The 19,243-nt window shown below is 51.5% G+C and carries 11 protein-coding genes; 3 read left to right on the top strand and 8 right to left on the bottom strand.

Annotated elements, in window-relative coordinates; all coding sequences use genetic code 11:
- Positions 1–43: 43 nt before the first annotated feature.
- Entirely contained in the window at positions 44–4,432 is a 4,389-nt protein-coding gene (locus KJS57_RS10210) for a carbohydrate binding domain-containing protein (protein WP_213654696.1), read from the bottom strand.
- 260 nt (positions 4,433–4,692) lie between these two features.
- On the opposite strand from KJS57_RS10210, the gene KJS57_RS10205 reads away from it, so the two are divergent.
- Positions 4,693–6,402, top strand: coding sequence for a cache domain-containing sensor histidine kinase (locus tag KJS57_RS10205; RefSeq protein ID WP_213654695.1), 1,710 nt, complete (start codon positions 4,693–4,695; stop codon positions 6,400–6,402).
- Positions 6,403–6,413: 11 nt separating this feature from the next.
- Positions 6,414–8,051 (top strand): response regulator, encoded by a 1,638-nt coding sequence (locus KJS57_RS10200; RefSeq protein WP_213654694.1) that lies wholly within the window; start codon positions 6,414–6,416, stop codon positions 8,049–8,051.
- 91 nt (positions 8,052–8,142) lie between these two features.
- Here KJS57_RS10200 and KJS57_RS10195 read toward each other — a convergent pair whose 3' ends face one another.
- The 7 genes from KJS57_RS10195 to KJS57_RS10165 all read right to left on the bottom strand — a co-directional run bounded on the left by KJS57_RS10195 (position 8,143) and on the right by KJS57_RS10165 (position 17,969).
- Entirely contained in the window at positions 8,143–9,867 is a 1,725-nt protein-coding gene (locus KJS57_RS10195) for an extracellular solute-binding protein (RefSeq protein ID WP_213654693.1), read from the bottom strand.
- Between the two features lie 90 nt (positions 9,868–9,957).
- Entirely contained in the window at positions 9,958–10,671 is a 714-nt protein-coding gene (gene bglS, locus KJS57_RS10190; protein ID WP_244861484.1) for a beta-glucanase, read from the bottom strand.
- Positions 10,672–10,830: 159 nt separating this feature from the next.
- On the bottom strand, positions 10,831–12,402 hold the full coding sequence (locus KJS57_RS10185) for a response regulator transcription factor (RefSeq protein WP_213654691.1): 1,572 nt from the start codon (positions 12,400–12,402) through the stop codon (positions 10,831–10,833).
- Between the two features lie 3 nt (positions 12,403–12,405).
- Positions 12,406–14,244: a sensor histidine kinase gene (locus KJS57_RS10180; protein WP_213654690.1), complete on the bottom strand. Its 1,839-nt coding sequence runs from the start codon at positions 14,242–14,244 to the stop codon at positions 12,406–12,408.
- 139 nt (positions 14,245–14,383) lie between these two features.
- Positions 14,384–16,057 (bottom strand): extracellular solute-binding protein, encoded by a 1,674-nt coding sequence (locus KJS57_RS10175; RefSeq protein WP_211022876.1) that lies wholly within the window; start codon positions 16,055–16,057, stop codon positions 14,384–14,386.
- An 88-nt stretch (positions 16,058–16,145) separates the two neighbouring features.
- Positions 16,146–17,030 (bottom strand): carbohydrate ABC transporter permease, encoded by an 885-nt coding sequence (locus tag KJS57_RS10170; protein WP_244861474.1) that lies wholly within the window; start codon positions 17,028–17,030, stop codon positions 16,146–16,148.
- 18 nt (positions 17,031–17,048) lie between these two features.
- Positions 17,049–17,969, bottom strand: a complete 921-nt coding sequence (locus tag KJS57_RS10165; RefSeq protein WP_211022877.1) for an ABC transporter permease — start codon at positions 17,967–17,969, stop codon at positions 17,049–17,051.
- Positions 17,970–18,116: 147 nt separating this feature from the next.
- Here KJS57_RS10165 and KJS57_RS10160 point away from each other — a divergent pair, with 147 nt between their 5' ends.
- On the top strand, positions 18,117–18,860 hold the full coding sequence (locus tag KJS57_RS10160) for a glycoside hydrolase family 16 protein (RefSeq protein ID WP_213654689.1): 744 nt from the start codon (positions 18,117–18,119) through the stop codon (positions 18,858–18,860).
- The last annotated feature ends 383 nt before the right edge of the window (positions 18,861–19,243 follow it).

Raw genomic sequence — 19,243 nt, 5'->3', positions numbered from 1 at the left:
CTGGTCCAAAAATTCTTACTTCGAATTTCTTGCTTCAATCTTCTTACTTGGCAGGGCCCATATTTTTCAAACTGACATTGGAAATGGTGATCTTGTTGAAGCCGTCGTCCGTGCCTCCAAAGTTCCCCATATTAAAGGAGATGCGGGAGTTCGAATAGCCGGGCTTCGTAATCTCAAAATCAAAGGAGAAGTCAGCATCCGTGGTAGTCAGCGCTACCGAATTTCCATAGTAGTCTGTAAAAGCGTAGTCCGGAGCGCCGCCAAGCCAACCTGCGCCAATCCCCAGATTTCGTGCCTTTTCAGCCTTTGCTGTGAAGCTCAATGTATATTTATAGCCCTGCTGGATGGCGAATCCTTCGTAAATGAGCTGGCGGCTCCAATCCTGATCCCCCGCCGTACCGATGGTTGCTTCCAGCACTCCGTTCTTGATATCTAACGTAAGCTCACCGGCCTCAGGAGCATAGCTGAACCACTTGCTCTCGTTAGAAATCAGGTTTACATTCTGCGGCTGACCGCCTTGCTCTGCCGCCGGATTCACCTCATAAAGTCTTACATTTCCGATCGTAACGGCATGCGCCATATCCCCTTCTACAGGAATACCAAGTCCGAACGCCAATTGCGAATCGAAATCCGATTCCTCCGACATTTCGAACGTATAGGAGTAGTGCTGCATGACCGTCGTCAATTCGGCAGGCTGTTCCATATACTTTGTATAGGGATTAACATTGAGTCCTACTGCCGCTTGCAATGTTTTAGGGTCCGTGGAGGAAGCATCAAACTCCAGCCGGTAATGCTTACCCTTTTCCAGTGAAATGCCGTTCTGCTGCAGTTGGGAATCCCACCAATTCTGCGTACCGCCATCCACTTGTAGGGTCAGTTCCCCGTTCGAGTACGTAGTATCCGTCACAGACACCGTCTGCCAGCTGCTCAGGTCCGGCGTAAACTTGTTGTTCTTGATCTTGTTTTCCGAAATATCCACCCAAAGCGTATTGTACTCGCGGCCTTCAAAATCGAGATAATAGCTTTGCGATGAATTTAACTGAACCGGCTCAAAATAAACCGTCTTGTACGTCTGCCATCCTCCGGTTTCGCCAAGGTTATACGTTGATTGAGTGACGGTCCTTCCGTCCTCGTCCTTGACGCTGAGTCGGATCTGCGAGTTCGGATCGCCGCTCGCTACCCTGGCGGACAGCACATATTCCGCGCTATGGGCAACGTTCGCCTTAAATTGCAGCAGATCTCCTTCGCCCATGTAGGCCACATGCTTGCCGCCTTCTTCCGAATCCTCCAACTGTAATCCGTTCATGACCCAGGCATCGCTCGCCTGAATATGGGCATATCCGTTTACGGTGACCGGATTGCCGCGCTTCACCAGACGGACATTGTCCACATACGCCGTTCCCGTATCGCCTCCGAACAGCAATTGCAGTTCGGACTCGGCTACCGCAATGCCGTCGTCAATCACGATCTCATAAGCATAGTTCTTCATTTCGCCGGTAAGCTGTGCCATCTTGCCAAGCGGGAACTGAACCGCATGTCCGTCCTTGCTGGTAAGGCCAATCTCCATGGCTCTAGGCACATCCGCTTTGGCCTCAAAATACAGGCCATACGTTGCATTCGCCTCCAGCTTCATCCCCGGCTGCGCAACGACCACCTCTTCGGCTGCGCCGGCGCTCGCCACATTCACGACAAGCTGGCGTTCCATGATATGCGACTTGCGGAAATTATTCACGGACACGTCAGCATTTGCTCCGGACGCTACATGAGTTTCCCAGAACGCTAACCGGTTCGTGCCCTGATCAAACGTGCCGTTATAAATCAGGTTGAGGTCCGGCAGCGGCTTCCGCTCCACAACTTCCGGCAGCGGAGCAGCATCTCCGATTTCTTTGACCTGAACATTGGCAAAGTAAACCGTTGCATCATTCAAGCCTGCATTAAATTCAAATCTCGCATTATTGTCGGTTTCGGAACGCATATCAAATTCATATTCAAAGGACTTCCACGCTGTCGTCAGGTCAAAGTTTACTTCACCCGAATAAGCCTTCCAACTGCCTCCGAATTGGGTAACCTTGGACATGATCGTACGGTTTGCGGATGCCTTGGCATCGAACGTAACCTTGTACTTCTTATCTTTTTCCACAAAGAGCGGCATCTGCGTAAGCTGCAGGGAATAATTCTTTGTTCCGGCATTGTCGATCTTAATTTCCGCCGCCTTGCCCTTTTCGGCATCTTCGACCACCGATATGCTGCCTGCGCCGCCTTCGTTCTTAATGAACTCCCACATCTCCGGCACACCCTGCTCGTTTACGGCACCCGCATATTTCTCGTTATACAGAAGGTTCCCGTCCTGCTGCGGATTGCGCTGCGGCTCAATCGCCGGCGGGTTACCCGTCACATCCGGCCAGCTGGCCAGATCCTTGTAATTATAGACGCGTACGAAGTCGACTTTCATCGTATCGGACACAAAATCGTTGTCCGGCGCTCCAGGCCAATCTCCACCGATCGCCGTATTCAGGATCAGGTAGAAGTCGCGGTCAAACGGGGCGGGATAAGTATAGTATTCCGGTTGTCCCGGCGCCTTGGTTCTCCAGCGCTCCACTTCCTGTACCAGGTGTCCGTCCACATAGAAACGGAGCACGCCCGGCAGCCATTCTAACTGAAAATCATGATAGTCATCGGCAAACTTCGCTCCGCCAGGAAGCGTGTAGGTTCCCTGATCATGTCCATGGGATCCGTCCGGCTGTACACTGTCGTAGTGAATCGTGCTGTAGGACAGGCTTGTATTTCCTGTGCCTTTGCTTCCTCCGAGCATCTCCATAATGTCGATTTCTCCGGAAGCCGGCCAGCCGCCGTAATGGGCTTCGTCGGTCGGCATCATCCAGATCGCCGGCCACATGCCTTGCTGCTCAGGCAGCTTGGCACGGACAACTACCTTGCCGTAGGTCCAATCTTGCTTGTTTTTGGTGGTCAGCTTGCCCGAGCTGTACTCTTTGGTCCCGTAACCGCCTTTTTTCGCTTCAATTTGCAGGACGCTGCGGTCTCCTTCTTTAACAATGCTTACATTGTTCGGGCTATAGTATTGCAGCTCGTTATTGTATACCAAGCCGGTATTCTCTACGTTCCAATTGGACGTATTGATCTCTGTCCCGTTGAAATCGTCTTGCCAGGCCAGCTCCCATTTGCTGTCCGGTATGGTAGTAGGCGCTACCGGTTTCTCTTGGTTTGGCTGTGTCACCGGAGGCGTTGTTGTCGATCCGCCCGATGAGCCACCCGACGATCCGCCCGAAGCCGGCGGTGTCGTTGTTCCTGAACCGGACGAAGGCTTGTCGGCTGGTCTCGACCCGCTGAACCCGGGCTCCACCTTCTCGCCATTCAGCGTGACTCCGCTAGCAGCTACCGTCATTTGATCGACGGCTCCCTGCAACTTAAGGGCGGTTCCCCGTGCCAAGGCGTCAACCTTCAACGTGCCGAACTTACTGTCCAAGCTCTGCTCGATGTCAGCCTTTTTCAACACAAGGAGTTCCTGGACCTTGCTACCCGCCAGAAATTTTATTCCTGCCGTCTCTCCTACTTTGTCGACAATAACCCGGCCAAGCTCTGAACGTGAAATTTGGATGGAGCCGCCGCCTTTCATGATGACGCTTCCGGTCACCTTGACCCCGTCCAGATTGATATCCCCCTCACCGATACCTTCGGCCAGAATCAGGTTTCCATCAATGACGATGTCCTTCAAGGTTACACCGGCAGAACGGATAACCAGATTGCCGTTCACCTTTGAAGCATCATATACGCCGGGAGTCTGAACTACATCGGCTACCATTCCGGACAACAGTGACGCGAATTCCGCCCTCGTCATACGCGCTTTTGGATCAAGCTTGCCTTGATAGCCCTTCATCACGCCTGCTTCCGTCATATAGGACAGCGCTTTCATCGCATAACCGGAAATATCCTGCGCATCCCGGAACTGCTGCAGGGCACTCCCGAGCTCCATACCTGTCGATAATTGAAGCGCCCGGTCGATGATGACGGCGGCTTCCTCTCTCGTTATTATCGCGGTCGGAGACAGATGATTCGCATCGATACCGAGTATAATCCCCGACCCGTTAGCACGCATCATTGCCTCATAATACCAATCCCCTGGACGGACATCCTCAAACTGAGCGGAACTCTGACCCGTAAAACCGAGCATCCGGTGCAGCACCGTCACGAACTCCGCCCGGCTGATTCCTGCGCCCGGTCTGAAGCTCCCGCTCTCGTCCCCTTGCATCAATCCCAATTCACGCATATGTACTGCTGCGGACTGCGCCCAATGTCCCGATAAATCCTTAAATACGGGCGCGGCTTGATGGTTGCTTCCTTCCTGGCCGTATGCCGCAGGACTTGCGGATAGCGTCAGGCTGCAAGCCATGAATATAGCCAGCCATTTTTTCATCGTGTAATCCTCCCCATTGTGTTAAACTCCTTAGCAGCCTCGTTAAGCGGAACTCTTCCAAATCGGAAAATGGTCTTTCACAGGCCGTCCGGACCTTGTATAGTACGATTATAGCAACGTCGATTTGCGATCTATATCCTAATATTCCAACAACGATATTGATATTTTAACTAGATAAGCCGAACTATCGATGGAGCATTAACGAACGTCAACGAAACCATTCCTTAGTTCAGCTTGTATGGATAGGGGGCCCACTAACTTTGCTCGCACGCATGAATGTGTTTACCAAAATGACCTTGCTGATCCTGCTCTTTCTCATTCCGGTTCTTATCCTCTACACTTATTCCAACCGGGAGAGCGTAGCCGTCATTGAGAACGAAATCCAGAGCGCGACGACGAACAGGCTGTCTACCTTCGCCTCCTCGATAGAGTCGAACATCTATCAGTTGTCGCTGTACGGCATATCGATCGGACAGGACTCCAGCATTCAGGAGTTTCAGCTGCCCGACAACCGGATCCCCTACGAACGTGTTCGGCTCAGCGGCGCCATTTTGGAGAAGATGAACTTGTACAATGCCGCCAGCAAATGGCATTCTACGATTACACTTTATTTCCCGCGCATCCGGCAGGTAATCTCGACGGAGTATTATGACTCCCCTGCCTATGACGAAAAAGAGTTCAGCGAGCCCTTCCCGCAAACCTGGGTGTATAAAGACAACAGCTTCATCTGGCATACGACCGAGCCGACAACGGAAATGTCCGAGCCGGGCAAGGCCCGGCTGATTACCAAGATCAGCTTCCCGGCCAATCAACTGGCCGCCTTGCTGGATCAGAACAAGCAGAACAACCGCGGCGATCCGTTCCTGTTTCATGCGGGGCTGGGTGTAATCAGCAACAGTTCGGCGAATACAACCCTGATGACAACGCTAGCCGATCAGCTTAAGTCACTGCCGCTCCAGGAAGAGAGCGGCTTTCGAACCAAGCTGGATGATACGGAATACTACGTGTCTTATATCAGGTCCAAGAGTCTGGATTGGTATTACGTGGACTACGTGCCGATGCAGCAAATATTAAGCCCGGTCACTAGCAGCAGAAATCTGTTCTACATGTCGATCAGCGTTCTTCTGGTCATGAGTATTGTAGTGATATTCACCCTGTACCGGAGTGTCCAACTCCCGCTGCTCCAACTCGTCAAGGGCACCAGACGGTTGTCTGATGGAGATTTCTCCGTTCGGCTGGACAACCCGAAGCACAATGAATTCAGTCAGTTATTCATCCGGTTCAATATTATGGCCCAGCGGATTCAGGCGCTCATAGAGAACGTCTACGAGGAGAGACTGCGGCGGAGGGAAGCGACACTGAAGCAGCTTCAGTCCCAGATCAATCCGCACTTCCTTTATAACTGCCTTTTCTACATCAAGAATATGGCGCGAATGAAAGACGAGGAAGCGGTTGTGGCCATGGCGCTCAATCTTGGCGAATATTACCGGTACATAACCAGATCCGAGAAAGATCTTGCCACGATTTCCGAAGAATTGAAAATGGCGACCAATTACTTGAAGATTCAAGCTCTGCGCTTGGAGCGAATGAGTTTTACAATCGATGTTCCCTGTGATATTTTAGACAAAACCGTCCCGAGACTGACGCTTCAGCCCATTATTGAAAACGCAATCATTCATGGTCTTGAGCCTAAGGGCGAACATGGCGAAATCCGGATACGGGGCGTGTCCGAGAACGGGATCAACATCATTACGGTGGAAGACAGCGGAATGGGGATGACCGAAGAGCAATTTGTGAAAATGAGGCATGACTTAGTAAAGCCGCTGGATGAGCATATGGGGTGCGGGACATGGAATGTTCATCAGCGACTGACCTTTCAATTTGGTGATGAATCCGGCCTAATCTTCCGTCATTCTCCGCTAGGCGGCGTCCGGGTCGACATCACTTGGCGGGATAATATGGACAAGTAGGTGAATACAGCATGTTGCAACTATTATTAGTGGACGATGAGCGCTCCGTTGTTGAAGCATTGGCCGAGACGATCCCTTGGGATAAGTGCGGAATCGGAACCGTCCATGAGGCGTTGTCAGGCGCTATGGCGCTCGACATATTGGAGAACCATCCGATCGACATCGTCATTACGGACATCCGGATGCCCGGCATGTCCGGCATGGAGCTGATTTCGGCCATCCGAAGCCGTTGGCCGCTGGTGAACACGATCTTGCTGTCGGGTCATGCCGACTTTGAATATGCCCAGCAAGCCCTCGTTCAAGGAAGCTTCGATTATTTGCTTAAACCCGTCAGCGACGAAGATCTGATCCACTCTGTGACACGACTCGTAGAGCGCATCAAAACCAAGTGGGAACAAGCCGCATCTTATCAGAAGGCGCTCTATACATTTCGGGAGAATAAGCCCTTGCTTCGCTCCACGATGCTCAATGAGCTGTTGACAGGCCGGACCTATTCGGAGGAAGCACTGGCGGATAAGCTGAAGCTCCTCGAGCTTCCCTTTACAGCCGGCGATGAACTCGGGATGCTGGTGATCCGGATGGAGGAGCATCTGTCCGAAATGGCCCAGCGGGAACTCGCGCTCATGGAATATGCCATTTGCAATATCGTAAACGAAGTGATGCAGAAGCAATTCCATATCTGGCATACGAGAGATGCCCATGATTACATTGTTATTCTGGCCGTCAGCAGGCAAAGCCCCCTATCCTCAGGCAGAGGCGATCAAAATAAAACGCTGCTGGAGCAATATGCCGCTCAAATCCAGTCCAATGTGCAGATCTATCTGAAGGGTGCCATTTCGATCCTGGTTGGCAACCGGGGGATATTTCCTTATCAAGTCCGTGAGATCTACGAGCATTCGGTCATGTCCATGCGGAAGCGGATGGGACAAGGGCAAGGCTTGTTCGCCAGTGCGTCGGATGAGCCCGATACGAAACCGATTCATTCGATCCGGTCACTGTATGAACCTCCTACCCTGCTCAGTTTGCTGGAAGCGGGACGATTCGAGGATGTGGAGCGGAAGATCCGGCAAATCTTCGAGGAATTGCTGGAGTCGGCGGGGGATCAGGCTGTAGCCGAGCACCTTATCGAAGCCTATCACGTTTTGGCCGGGGCCTTCGCTTATATTATTCATAAGAACGGCAAGCAATTGTCCGCAGTGCTGCCGGAGGATTCTTATCGATATTTTGAGTCTCCCGGCTTTTCTACCGTCCAGCAATTGCTGGATTGGTCCATCCGTGTGCTTCATTGCATCCGTGAAGACTCCGAACAGGATTTAAAAGACAATCACAGCACGATCGTCCGCAGCGTGAAGAGCTTTATCGACCGCAATCTGGCCGGGGATATATCTTTACCGGCGATTGCAGATGAGGTGCACTTACATCCGGTATATCTGTCCAAGGTCTATAAAGCCGAGACAGGGGAAGCGCTGACAGCCTACGCCTACAGAATCAGAATGGAAAAGGCGGCTTTCTATTTGCGCACCTCGACGGCCAAGGTGTTCGAAATCGCCGAGCTTGTCGGATATAACAATACTGCCTACTTCATTAGGGTGTTCAAAAAATATTACGATGTCACACCTCAGGAGTACCGCGATCGTTTGCCTGTCTAGACCATATACCCGGACAAAAAACAGGCGTTGCAGATGATTTCTGCAGCGCCTGTTTTCTTTGCAATGCGGCGAGCCCATGACCCTATGAACCTCATTGCCCCTCATTGACGGTCCGGTACCACTCGTTCACTTCCCGGGTAATTTGATCGCCTCCGGCGGCCTTCCATTTCTCGACAAAGGTATCGAAGTAATCAATCGATATCTTGCCATAGATGATCTGGGAGAAGGTATCCTTTTCCATCCTGGAAAGAATATCATTGTTCATGTTCATCGTCTCCGTCGGAGGCCCGGTAAACATCTGATTCATGGCAATATTCCTCTGAACCATTACGATCTCCGCCGCTTCGAGCATTTCCCGGGAAGCGCCCGATTTCACCTTTTTCTCAAATGGGGTCACGGCTTTCCCTCCGTACGCAAGCTTTAGCAAGGTCGCCATATTCAGGCTTGGAATGCGGGCGCCGTCAAAAGTGACCGTATACTTCTCGGAATCATAGCCCTCGGTATGCACGGCATTGTTCGTTAGTTGATCTCCTTCGTCGGCTATGGCCTCCTCGTTTTCCCCCGCCAGTCCGTTCTCGAACTCACTGCCGACTTCCGGATTGGCGAAGTGATCGAACAAATAATTCTGATACGTAAAAAATGCCTCCGGATGCTCCATGTCCTTGTTGATCAGGATCACCCCGTTGGCAATGGACGTACCGTGCCTGCCTGCTCGTCCATCCTCCCCGGAAGGAATGGGGTAGGCTCTAATCCTCGCCCCTTTAACTTTCTGCTTCACGTCTGCCAGCGGCCATGCAGGCATCCAATGAGGACCGACCACTATTCCCGCTCTGCCTGCGGTGAATTCCTCTACCGCTTTGGCCTCGTCATACCATCCCGCCATTTCCGCAAGGTAACCTTTGCCCATCCAGCTCTGCAGCTTCTCCAGCGCTTGCTTGGCTCCAGGCGATATCGAACCGTATTCCAGCTTGCCTTCCTCCGTCAAATTCCACTGATTCGGCATGGTACCGTAAGCACCGAACACCCAACCGGCATCGGACATCCAGGTATTGACCCAGTTCTTGAAGCCGAACGTCAGGCCGTAAGTATCCTTTTCCCCGTTTCCATCCGGATCCTGGTTCGTAAAAGCCTCCATGATGATCTCCAGGTCGCTTAACGTCTTCGGCGCTTGGAAGCCGAATTTCATCATCCAGTCCTCGCGAATCCACATGACCGGATCGCTGTTATAAGCGTAATCGAGAATCGGAATCCCGATTCTTTTGCCATCCTGCATGTACGGATACCAGACAGTAGGGTCCTCCTCCACGGCATCCTTCCAGGTATCGCTGGCATATTGGTCGAACAATTCGCCCGCATCGAGGAACTTGCCGGATTCTATCAGCTCCCTGACGAGGTTGAAGTCGCCGCGGTATGAAATAATGTCGGGCATTTCCGCATCGGAAGCCAGAGACAGGCGAAGCTTGGTCTCGAAGGCGTTATTCGTGGAGGGAGAGATCCATAGATTCTTCAACTGGATCCCCAGCTTGTCTTTGGCCCACCTCGTATGGCCATTGTTATCCTGATCTTCCCCCTCCTGGAACTTCACGTCCGGCCCCCATGGCCGAAGGTAGGTCAACGTTATCACCGGGTCGTATTTCCCGTCCTTCGGCAGTTGGCCGGCAGTGCCTTCGTCCATCATCCCACCGGCCGGTCGGTGGCCGGAATCCCTGGAATCCCCGGAATCGGAGCCTCCCCGACAGCCTCCCGCAAGCACGGCGAGGATCAAAATGCCTATCATGAGCAAGCTGCTCCTGGATTTCTTACCGTTTCTGTTCAACCACAGCCCCCCGCTTATCCTCAATTTCTATATTACTATCAGACTAACACAAAACAGCCGCTCCGGCGGCTGCTTTGCGTTGCATGCGATCTAATTGCTCGTATATTTTAACCAATCGTATTCCGCATACAGCGGATTGGCGCCGTTGTACGAACCTAACCAGGCGTCAACGCCTGTTCCGTTCCAAATGTTCATCATGATTTTACCGGGCGTGCTTGGAATATTCGTCGTAGCCGTATGCTTCAGCACACCGTCAACATACCACTTGATATACCCGGGCTGCCAATCAAAGGCATAGGTATGGAAGCCGGTCGACGCATCAAAACCAAGATTAACGACCTTCTCATGGCCGCCTACCCCGTTAGTAAAGTAGTTAAATTGCACCTTTGTCGTGTCTTTTCCCAAAAACTCGATATCGATCTCATCCCATTGCGTACCGTAAGAAGGGCCGGTGTAAGTGAAGAAGGAGGACACGATGCCCGTATTCTTGGCCGGCTTCATACTAACCTCGTATAATCCGTATCCATACGTGTATTTGGACTGATATTCCCCGCAGTCAAATCGATTGTATGCCGAACTCGTTAATCCCAGCTTCAGCTTGCCATCGTTAGTGAAGCCGACATTATTGGCGCGCCATGTACAATTGAACATCCCTCCGTTGGAATAACCGTCGGCCTTATGCCAGGTCTCCGAATTGAAGTAGGTGAGCGGCTCCCAGAACACATACCCCGCAAATGCGTTGATACTAAGAACCAGGGAGATTATTCCGGCAGCCGCTACAGTGATCCAAGACTTCTTTTTCACTTTCATCTGACACCTCCATCGGATATTTACCGGTTTCGAAGCGCTTCCATCTCCGGCGTTTCCATTGTATATCGGGGCGGTGTCGCTCTCTATAGTAAGATTGAAAGTGAGATAGCACTATTTCAAGATCCTCGGCTTCATGAGTTCGATCTTAACTCTTCATAACGCGTTTTCCTGGCCTTTCCCCTCCCTTTCAAGCTTCCGCCGCATCCGTTGCCGGTACTCTGTAGGCTGCATGCCCATCACTTCCCGAAAGGTCCGCGTAAAGCTTTTGTAGCTTTCGTAGCCCACCATGGCCGCCACCTCAATGACCTTATATTCCGTTTCCGCCAGCAGGCGCCGGGCTTTATCCAGCCGCACATCGCGCAGATATTCCGCAAAGCCCTTCCCGACATTTTTCTTGAACAGGTTGGAGAAATAGGCATAATTCAGGGACACGTGGTTTGATACCATCGCCAGATCCAGCGGCTTATGATAATTTTCGTGGATGTAGCGGATCGCTTCGTTCAAATCCTGCGTGTTGCGGTAGCTACATTTGAATTCATAATAGAACTGGTTCAGCCGGAGCAACTGCTGTTGCAACGCCTGGATATAATCACGAATACCCGGATGATCAAAAATATTACGCAGGCACTCCATATCCAGCGTTTCTTCCCCCATGTACGGACGGATGACCCGCTCATATTCCTCCAGCATCTGCACCATGGCCCGGCATAGCTGTTCCGTGTAGCGAATGTGATACCGCCGCAGCACATTTTTATGGAATAGTCTTGAAATTTCTTCGGTAATTTTGCCGCTATTTTTGGTGCCGATAAATTGGAACAGGTGATATAACTCATCATACGGTAGCTGCCATTGCTGTTCGAGACCGGCAATATCCGTTGGCAAAATACAGCGTTTCTCCGGAAAAAGGTAGCTGTGGCGGTATAGCTCCATCACTTGGGCGTAGCTGTCCGGCAAGCCCTTTAATCCTTGCTGCGGATTCGTCATGGCCGTGATGGCCCCCATCTGCTCCTCCTTGAGTGCGGCAGGCAGAGCTCCGGGGTCGACCGACGCGTCAACCGCAAGGATCAGATGCGGACGACGTTGAAGGCAAATGCATCCCCTTTTGCCATAAACGCGGTAAGCCATGGATTCCATGCCATGGGAACTGCTGGCTCCCGGCTGGTTGATCCATACCTCTTCCCTCAGCAGGCACAGGCGGAAATTCTGCCAAAGCTCCGGATTTTGCTGCTGGGTCCGGTGAATCCACTCCTCGTCACTTACCGCTCCTTGCATGAACATGCGCAGCTCTTTCCGGTCCGTCTCCTTGGCGCGGCGGGAAACATGCTTCATATTGCGCGAGAGGGCCTGCCGGGTTCTTACCTCTTGCAATACGTGCTCGACCGAAGCTTGCAGATCCTCCCGCTTCACGGGCTTGAGCAGGTAGCCCTTCGCCCCGAGGCTTATCGCTTTCTGGGCATAGGCGAAATCGCTGTAGCCGCTGATGATCAGGTAATCTACTTTAATGTGCTCCTCCTTGGTATGGGCCATTAACGTCAATCCGTCCATATCCGGCATACGGATATCGGTAATCACCAGCTGGATACTGTGCTGACGGAGTATTTCCAAGGCCTCGATCCCGTTCGCAGCGCAGTAAATCTGGTCGAGCTGCAGTGGGAACTGGCCCAGCATGGCCTGCAGGCCGTCGCGGATGTGCTTTTGGTCGTCCACAATCAGTATGTTCATCATCCCTTACCACCCTCCAAGATTCACGTTTTCCCAAGGCAAGCGTATGGTTACGCAGGTATAGGATCCCTGCACGCTGTCGATCCAAAGACCGAAGCCTTTGCCATAATGGAGCTGCAGCCGTTTATGTACGTTTTCCAGACCTAGCCCGTTTTTGCCGGCAATAATAGGCGTGTCCGAATCCCCTTGCAGCACGGCTTGCAGGTCGGCCAGTGTCTCCAGATCGACTCCCTTGCCGTCATCGAAGATTTCGATGATCAATGTACTGTTATTGTCCACCCATACGGTAATTTGAATATGCAGCTTGCCGCCCGGAGGAGCTGCATGATGAACGGCATTTTCCACGATCGGCTGCATGCACATCTTAGGAATGGCATAGCTATGCACCTCCTGAGGGAGATCCGCCGTCAACCGGACGTTGCCGCCTTCCATAAAATTGATGAATTGGACATAGCTGCGGATGTTCGCAAGCTCTTCTCCGAGGGCCACGGTATCGCCGTTCCATTTCATGCTATACCGCAGCAGCGAACCTAACGACACCAGCGCATCGGCGATAACGGGCTGCCGCTGTACCTCCGCCTGCATCCGGATCGCTTCCAGCGCGTTATACAAAAAATGCGAATTGATTTGCGAATGGAGCGAGTGCAGCTGCGCATTTTTGGCGATCAGCTGTTTATCCACCACTTGGGTCATCAATTGCTTGATCTCATCCAGCATTTTATTGTAAGTAACGGCTACCTCATCGATTTCATCGCCGGTTTCGTCTTCGTCCAGTCCGGTATCGATCTTCTCGTCGAGCTGGCCTTTCCGTACCTTGCGCATGGAGGACAGTACGCTGTCCAAGCGGCGGAACAAGCGTCTTGTCGTATGCGAAACCAGGAGCATCATCAACAGCATTACGCTCAAGGTAATCACAACGACCAACGCATACCAACTGCGAGGGCCTTTCATTAACGCCTGGTGGGAGGCGACATCCACGACATAGGCGTCGAGCAGGGCAATATATCGGTACACCGCATAATAGGTTTTATCGTCAATTTTGACCTTCACCGGACGGTCCTGCTCCAGCGCATTCAGTTGCCCGTGAATATGAATCAGGATTTCATCCAGCTTATCCCCCGCCGCTTGCGAAAAGGTATGCCGGGGATTGTAAATATAACGGTAAGGCGCGCTTCCCTCCATCACGACAGAAAAGAAATCGCCCCCTGTCTCCTCCAGAAGATCGCCAAAAAACACGCTGTGTGAGGCGCGAATCTCCATAATGCTGGGGAGTTGCTGCTGTTGGCCTTGAAGGCGAACCAGCCGGTAGTAGGACAGCGTATCTTCCCCCTCCCGAAAAGCGAATATGCGGTATGCCGAACCGCCCTCTTCCCGAAGCGTCTTCCAGTAATCCTGCGGGGAAAACCTGTCGTAATGATAGATTTCGGGCCAGATCTCATACAAGTTCGGATTGTCGACATAAAAACTGAGCTCGCTGATCATCTCGTTGCTCTGGATAATGTTGTGCATCTGCTCAAATTGATTCTGCCTGAATTTCACCAGGCGCAGGCCGTCCCCGAGCATATTGGAATGAATGAAATCCACGAAGGACTTTTGCGTCAGCGCCGTGGAGGAAGCGTTTTCAATAATATCCATTTTGCTGCGCAGCTTCTCATTAATCCGCGAGACATGGCTGCTTCCGGTCGCCATCGCATCCTTGTACAGCTGAGTTTCCTGAATCCGGATAAATAAAAAGGATACGACAATAGCAGGGATGGCAATCAGCAGGCTAAATGCCAGAAATAACTTTTGAGAGATACGGGAATTGCGGTAGATCTTTCTCATTTTCGTCAGTAGAATCTTCATAACAAATGCCCCTCCCTACCTCTGTAATATACTATATATTACAAACCGGCCGGCAGGTAACCCACTTTATCGCTCGCATAAGAGTCGACAACTGCAAAAGCAGGGATACCGGTCACCCTTTTGGGTGACCGGCAGCCATTTACTCCGCCATTTTGGACTTTCTAGCGTCCAGCTCGGCCTGACGGTATTCCATCACCTGGTCAAAACCATAGCTCGCGCGACGGGCAAGGAAGTTCTCGAAAATTTTATCAAAAGCGGCTTCATCCTTGGCGGTAATCAGCTCCGGCAGCACCTCTTCCCAGTTCTGGGAGATACGCGACCAGGTTACGGCTACTTCGGAATCGCCGAGAGGATCAAGGCCCTTATAGATGCCGCCGTCAATATCGGCCTGCGCGTTGGCGAAGTCCTCCATCTGCTTGATGACAGGCGCTTTCTCCGGTCTCCATTGATTGACAATAACCGGGTTGCGCATCATCCAGTAGGTATCCATGATGCCCACTTCTTTTTCAAGCTTCTCAATATCGGTTTCGAGCAATTGCACCATATCCGCTTTCAACTGCGGTTTGCCATCTACGTTCTCCCACGTTTCGCCTTCTTTGCCAAGGAACAAATCCCGTTGGCCTTCTTCGCTGGCCAAATAGGTTAAGAAGCGGATCGCACGTTCAGGGTTTTCGCAGGATTTGCTGATCATCGTCACCATCCAGCCGTCCATGTTGCCCGGGAACAGTTTCGCCGTGTCCCCTTTGCTGTTTTGCGGGCCGTCTACGGCGATGTAGTAAGAATCCGGGTTCTCGCTCGCGGCCAGCATCGGGTTGACGGCCGTCATCCCGGTCCATTCGCGGACCATCATGAAGTAGCGGGCATTGTTCGTTTTTTCCTCTACCTGGGTATCGGAATCCACCAGGAAGTCCACGTTAATCAGGCCGCGCTCGTAGGCGGTGCGGAATGTTTTCAGCCAGGTAACATAATCCGGGTCTGTCGTACGGTCGTACACTTTGCCGTCTTTTTCAAACGGAATCGCCAGCAGGTTCTGCAGGTACTCGCTCATCCCGTAAGGCACGTTCCCTTGGGCAAAGAAGGGACTGATCGGTTGTCCTTTGTACTTGGAATACTTATCCTTTACCGTTTGCAGGGCGTTCAGGAAACCTTCCGGCGTGGTCAAATCCGGGCTGCCCATTTCCTCGTAGAGGTCCTTCCGTACCAGGAAGGTTTGGTTGGCGGCGGTCATGCCGGTTTCATGCATCAGGTTCGGGCTATAGGAATCGTTCGGAATGCCGTAGGTATTGCCGTTCTCTTGTTTATACCACTTCAGCGTACCGTCGCCGGCCACTTTGAAGAAGTATGGATCATATTGGTCCGCCAGTTCATTCAAGGCATACACATGATCTCCTTCCCACAGCTTTTTGACAGCGGTTTCCCAAGAGCCCATCGTAATCAAGTCCGGCAGCTTGCCGGAAGTCATCATCAGGGTAATGTGCTCGTTAGCTTCGCCGGATGGAACTTCAATTTTGACGTTCACGCCTGTCTTTTCGGAGATATACTTGGAGTTCAGACTCTCTCCCCAAGTACGACCGTACCAAGAAGCGCCTACGAACCAGGATAAATCCACAGGGCTGGTATCCAGCTTCCATGCAGGTTCCTCCGGATTAAGTTTGGCTTCGACCGCAGTATTTTCGGGTTTGGCATTGTTGTCCGCAGGCTCGGAGTTAGACGTACTTGCGTTGTTCTTGGACCCCGAGCAAGCCGCCAAGCTCAGCATCAGGATTACAGCCAACATGACCGCCATGCTTTTCTTCATACGTTTGTGTTTCATTGCATGATCATCCTTTCTTTATTTCCAATGGATTTTGTATATGAATCATCCGCCCCTCCAAGCCTTGGCTTAGTCAGACCGATGACGCTTACCCTTTAATTGCGCCGATCATAACGCCTTTGACCAGATAGCGCTGGATAAAGGGATAGAACGCCAGAATCGGCAGCGTGGCCACCATCATGGAGGCAAACTTGATAGAGTTGCCGGGCAGCTTGGCCCCGAACTGAGCCATGGCCTGCTGCTGCATGAACGACATGGAATTCTCGGCAATGATTTTGTACAGCATCGTTTGCAGCGGCAATATTTCCTGCGAGCGAATGTACAACACACCCTGATAGTAATCGTTCCAGTGATATACAGCTGCAAAAAGCGAGATGGTCGCAATTACCGCCATGCTATTGGGAAGTACAATTTTGAACAATACCCCATAATCCGACGCGCCGTCTACCTTGGCTGACTCCTCCAGGCTTTCCGGGATTGTGCGATAAAAGCTGATGAAAATGACCATATCGAAAAACGTGTACATCGCAGGAATAATGAAGACCAAAAAGTTATCGTACAAGCCCAGCTTGGTCATAAGGATAAATGTAGGAATCAGCCCGCCCGAGAACAGCATCGTAATCAAGGCGATTTTCATATATACCTTGCGGCCAATCAGGTTGGATTTGCTCATGCCGTAAGCCACAATGGCGGTAAACAGCACGTGTACCACGGTCCCGATCACGGTACGCAAAGTGGTGACCAGAAATCCGTTCATCATGTTTTCGTCATTGAATACCACGCGATAACTGTCCAGCGACACCGCTTTGGGAAACCAGTTGACCGTGCCCAACAAGGCCTGCTCCGGAGCGTTAAACGAATTAATAAGCACAAAATACATCGGGTACAGCGTTATAAAACAAACCGCCAGCATCAGCAAGGTATTGCATATCGTAAACACGCTGATGCGCCGGAATCTTCTCCGCATTTCCATGGATCATTCTCTCCCTTCTTAAAAAATGCCTTCGCCATTGAGTTTTTTGGAGGAAAAGTTGGCCAGGAACAACAGTCCTAATGCCACAATGGAGCGGGCAAACAGAACGGCTGTGGAGAAGGAGTGACGTCCGGATACCAAGCCCATGTTGTAGATATAGAGATCCAGGCTTTCCGCCATCTTCATGTTCATGTTGTTCTTCAACATAAAGATCTGATCGAAGTTGCTGCCGAGCAGCCCGCTGACCGCGAGAATGAACAAGATGGAAATGGTAGGACGGATGCTTTGAATGGTGATATGCCACATTCGCTGCCAACGGCCCGCGCCATCCAGTTCCGCCGCTTCGTACAAACCGGGATCAATGCCGGAGATGGCGGCGATATAGATGATTGCGCTCCAGCCCATTTCCTTGAGCGTATCGGAAAAAAAGGCAATCCACCAGAAATACTTAGGCTCGCTGTTAAACAAAATTTCCCGATCTTGAACTCCTATCGCTATCAGCAATTGATTGATCACGCCGCCCTCACCCAGCCAGTTGAGCATGATCCCGCCAAAGATCGTCCAGGCGATGAAATGCGGTAAATACGAAATCGTCTGCACCGTACGCTTAAAGCGAAGACTCCGGATTTCATTCAGCAGCAGAGCGAACAAAATCGGGATCGGAAATCCCAGGATCAGCTTAATGCTGCTCATTCCCAGGGTATTGCGGATCGAACGCCAGAAACGGTCATCCGTCACAAAGTCCTGGAAGTGCTTCCACCCTACGAAGGGCGAGTCCATCATGGGCTTTGCGATGTTGTAGTCCATAAATGCAATAATCAGCCAAAACATGGGGATGTAGCAGAAAATAAACATCCAGACAATCCCGGGGATAACCATGCTTTGCAGTTGCCACTGTCTTAAAAAGGTTTTTATCTGTCCAGTTTTATGTTGGAACATATGCCTTGCCTCCTTCCCTTTCATCGTATGAGAACGGACATAGGAAAAAAAGGCCAGGATTTTTGACCCTATCCCATTATTTTGGATTCGTTTGACCCGCCGTTAAATTTCAATATGCTAAGGGTAGATGAAAGGAGTGTTCAAAGGATGAACAAGCTGATATGGCAACAGGATTTCTTACATAGCGGGGCTGATTTGAGCACATGGAACATCCGCCTTGGCAACGATTTGCTGGACGATGAAGGCCATATTCTAGCCCCCGGCTGGGGAAACGGAGAACAGCAGTTTTATACGGGAAATCCCGGCAACTTGTATATCGATGAAAATGGTTTGAACCTGTGTGCGCACCGCGAGACGACCGAAACGGACGGACGGAGCTTCGCCTACACTTCCGCCCGTATAGACACCCGGGACCGCTTCTCCTTTTGCTACGGCAAGCTGGTCGTCCGGGCCAAACTGCCTGTTGGTCAAGGCCTCTGGCCGGCGATCTGGCTGCTCCCTCAAGATAAGATTCATGGCTTCTGGCCCGCCTCCGGCGAGATCGACATGCTTGAAGCCAAAGGCCGCCTGCCGCAGGAAGTATTCGGCACGCTTCATTACGGAAAGGATTGGGATCATAAGGTCACCGAGGAATTCTCCCATCGGTTTGAATCGGGATCCATTAACGAGTTTCACGATTATGCGCTGGAGTGGGATGCCAGCTCCATGCGCTGGCTGGTGGACGGTCACTGCTACGCCGAGCGCAGTCTACTCCCAGGCCTGATGCCGTTCGACGTCCCTTTCTACTTGGTACTTAATCTGGCTGTAGGCGGCTGGTATGACAATGTGCCGGTGGATGAAGAAGCGCTGCCGGCGAAAATGACGGTTGCGGGGATTTGGGTGTATGAGTAGGTTCCTATCCTTTTCGCGAACGGCCTAAAGTCCGGTGCTGCCTCCGGGTCCTTAGGCTAAGCAAGTCAGTTAAACAGGTAAGATAGAAAGATTAACTGTATTTTCTCCAGCTAATTGGACCGTCTGCCCCCGTTTTTCAAAAACAGCTGTAAAACCAACAGCTATTTTCACTTTATTTGCTCAATTAGAGCCGATAACGACGGATTAGCTGCAGGTTTTACAGTTAATGTCCGAAAAGGCTTATACTGCAGAAAATTAACTGTAGGTTTTACAGTTATCACGTCCTTGAATCGCGCTGGAGATAACAGCTATGTTAAAAAGAGCCAGACAATATCAGGAGAACGTGATCCTCTAAAGGGCCGAGGATGTCTTGGCTTAAGGTA

The organism is Paenibacillus vini, assembly GCF_018403325.1.
GTDB classification, from domain to species: Bacteria; Bacillota; Bacilli; order Paenibacillales; family Paenibacillaceae; genus Fontibacillus; species Fontibacillus vini.
This window is presented reverse-complemented; position numbering and strand designations above follow the sequence as displayed.

What these genes read in the sequence shown, in the direction of transcription:
- KJS57_RS10185 (WP_213654691.1), bottom strand. Translation starts at nt 12,402, where the DNA reads ATGATGAACATACTGATTGTGGACGACCAAAAGCACATCCGCGACGGC.
- KJS57_RS10200 (WP_213654694.1), top strand. Translation starts at nt 6,414, where the DNA reads ATGTTGCAACTATTATTAGTGGACGATGAGCGCTCCGTTGTTGAAGCA.
- KJS57_RS10175 (WP_211022876.1), bottom strand. Translation starts at nt 16,057, where the DNA reads ATGAAACACAAACGTATGAAGAAAAGCATGGCGGTCATGTTGGCTGTA.
- KJS57_RS10180 (WP_213654690.1), bottom strand. Translation starts at nt 14,244, where the DNA reads ATGAAGATTCTACTGACGAAAATGAGAAAGATCTACCGCAATTCCCGT.
- KJS57_RS10210 (WP_213654696.1), bottom strand. Translation starts at nt 4,432, where the DNA reads ATGAAAAAATGGCTGGCTATATTCATGGCTTGCAGCCTGACGCTATCC.
- KJS57_RS10170 (WP_244861474.1), bottom strand. Translation starts at nt 17,030, where the DNA reads ATGGAAATGCGGAGAAGATTCCGGCGCATCAGCGTGTTTACGATATGC.
- KJS57_RS10165 (WP_211022877.1), bottom strand. Translation starts at nt 17,969, where the DNA reads ATGTTCCAACATAAAACTGGACAGATAAAAACCTTTTTAAGACAGTGG.
- KJS57_RS10160 (WP_213654689.1), top strand. Translation starts at nt 18,117, where the DNA reads ATGAACAAGCTGATATGGCAACAGGATTTCTTACATAGCGGGGCTGAT.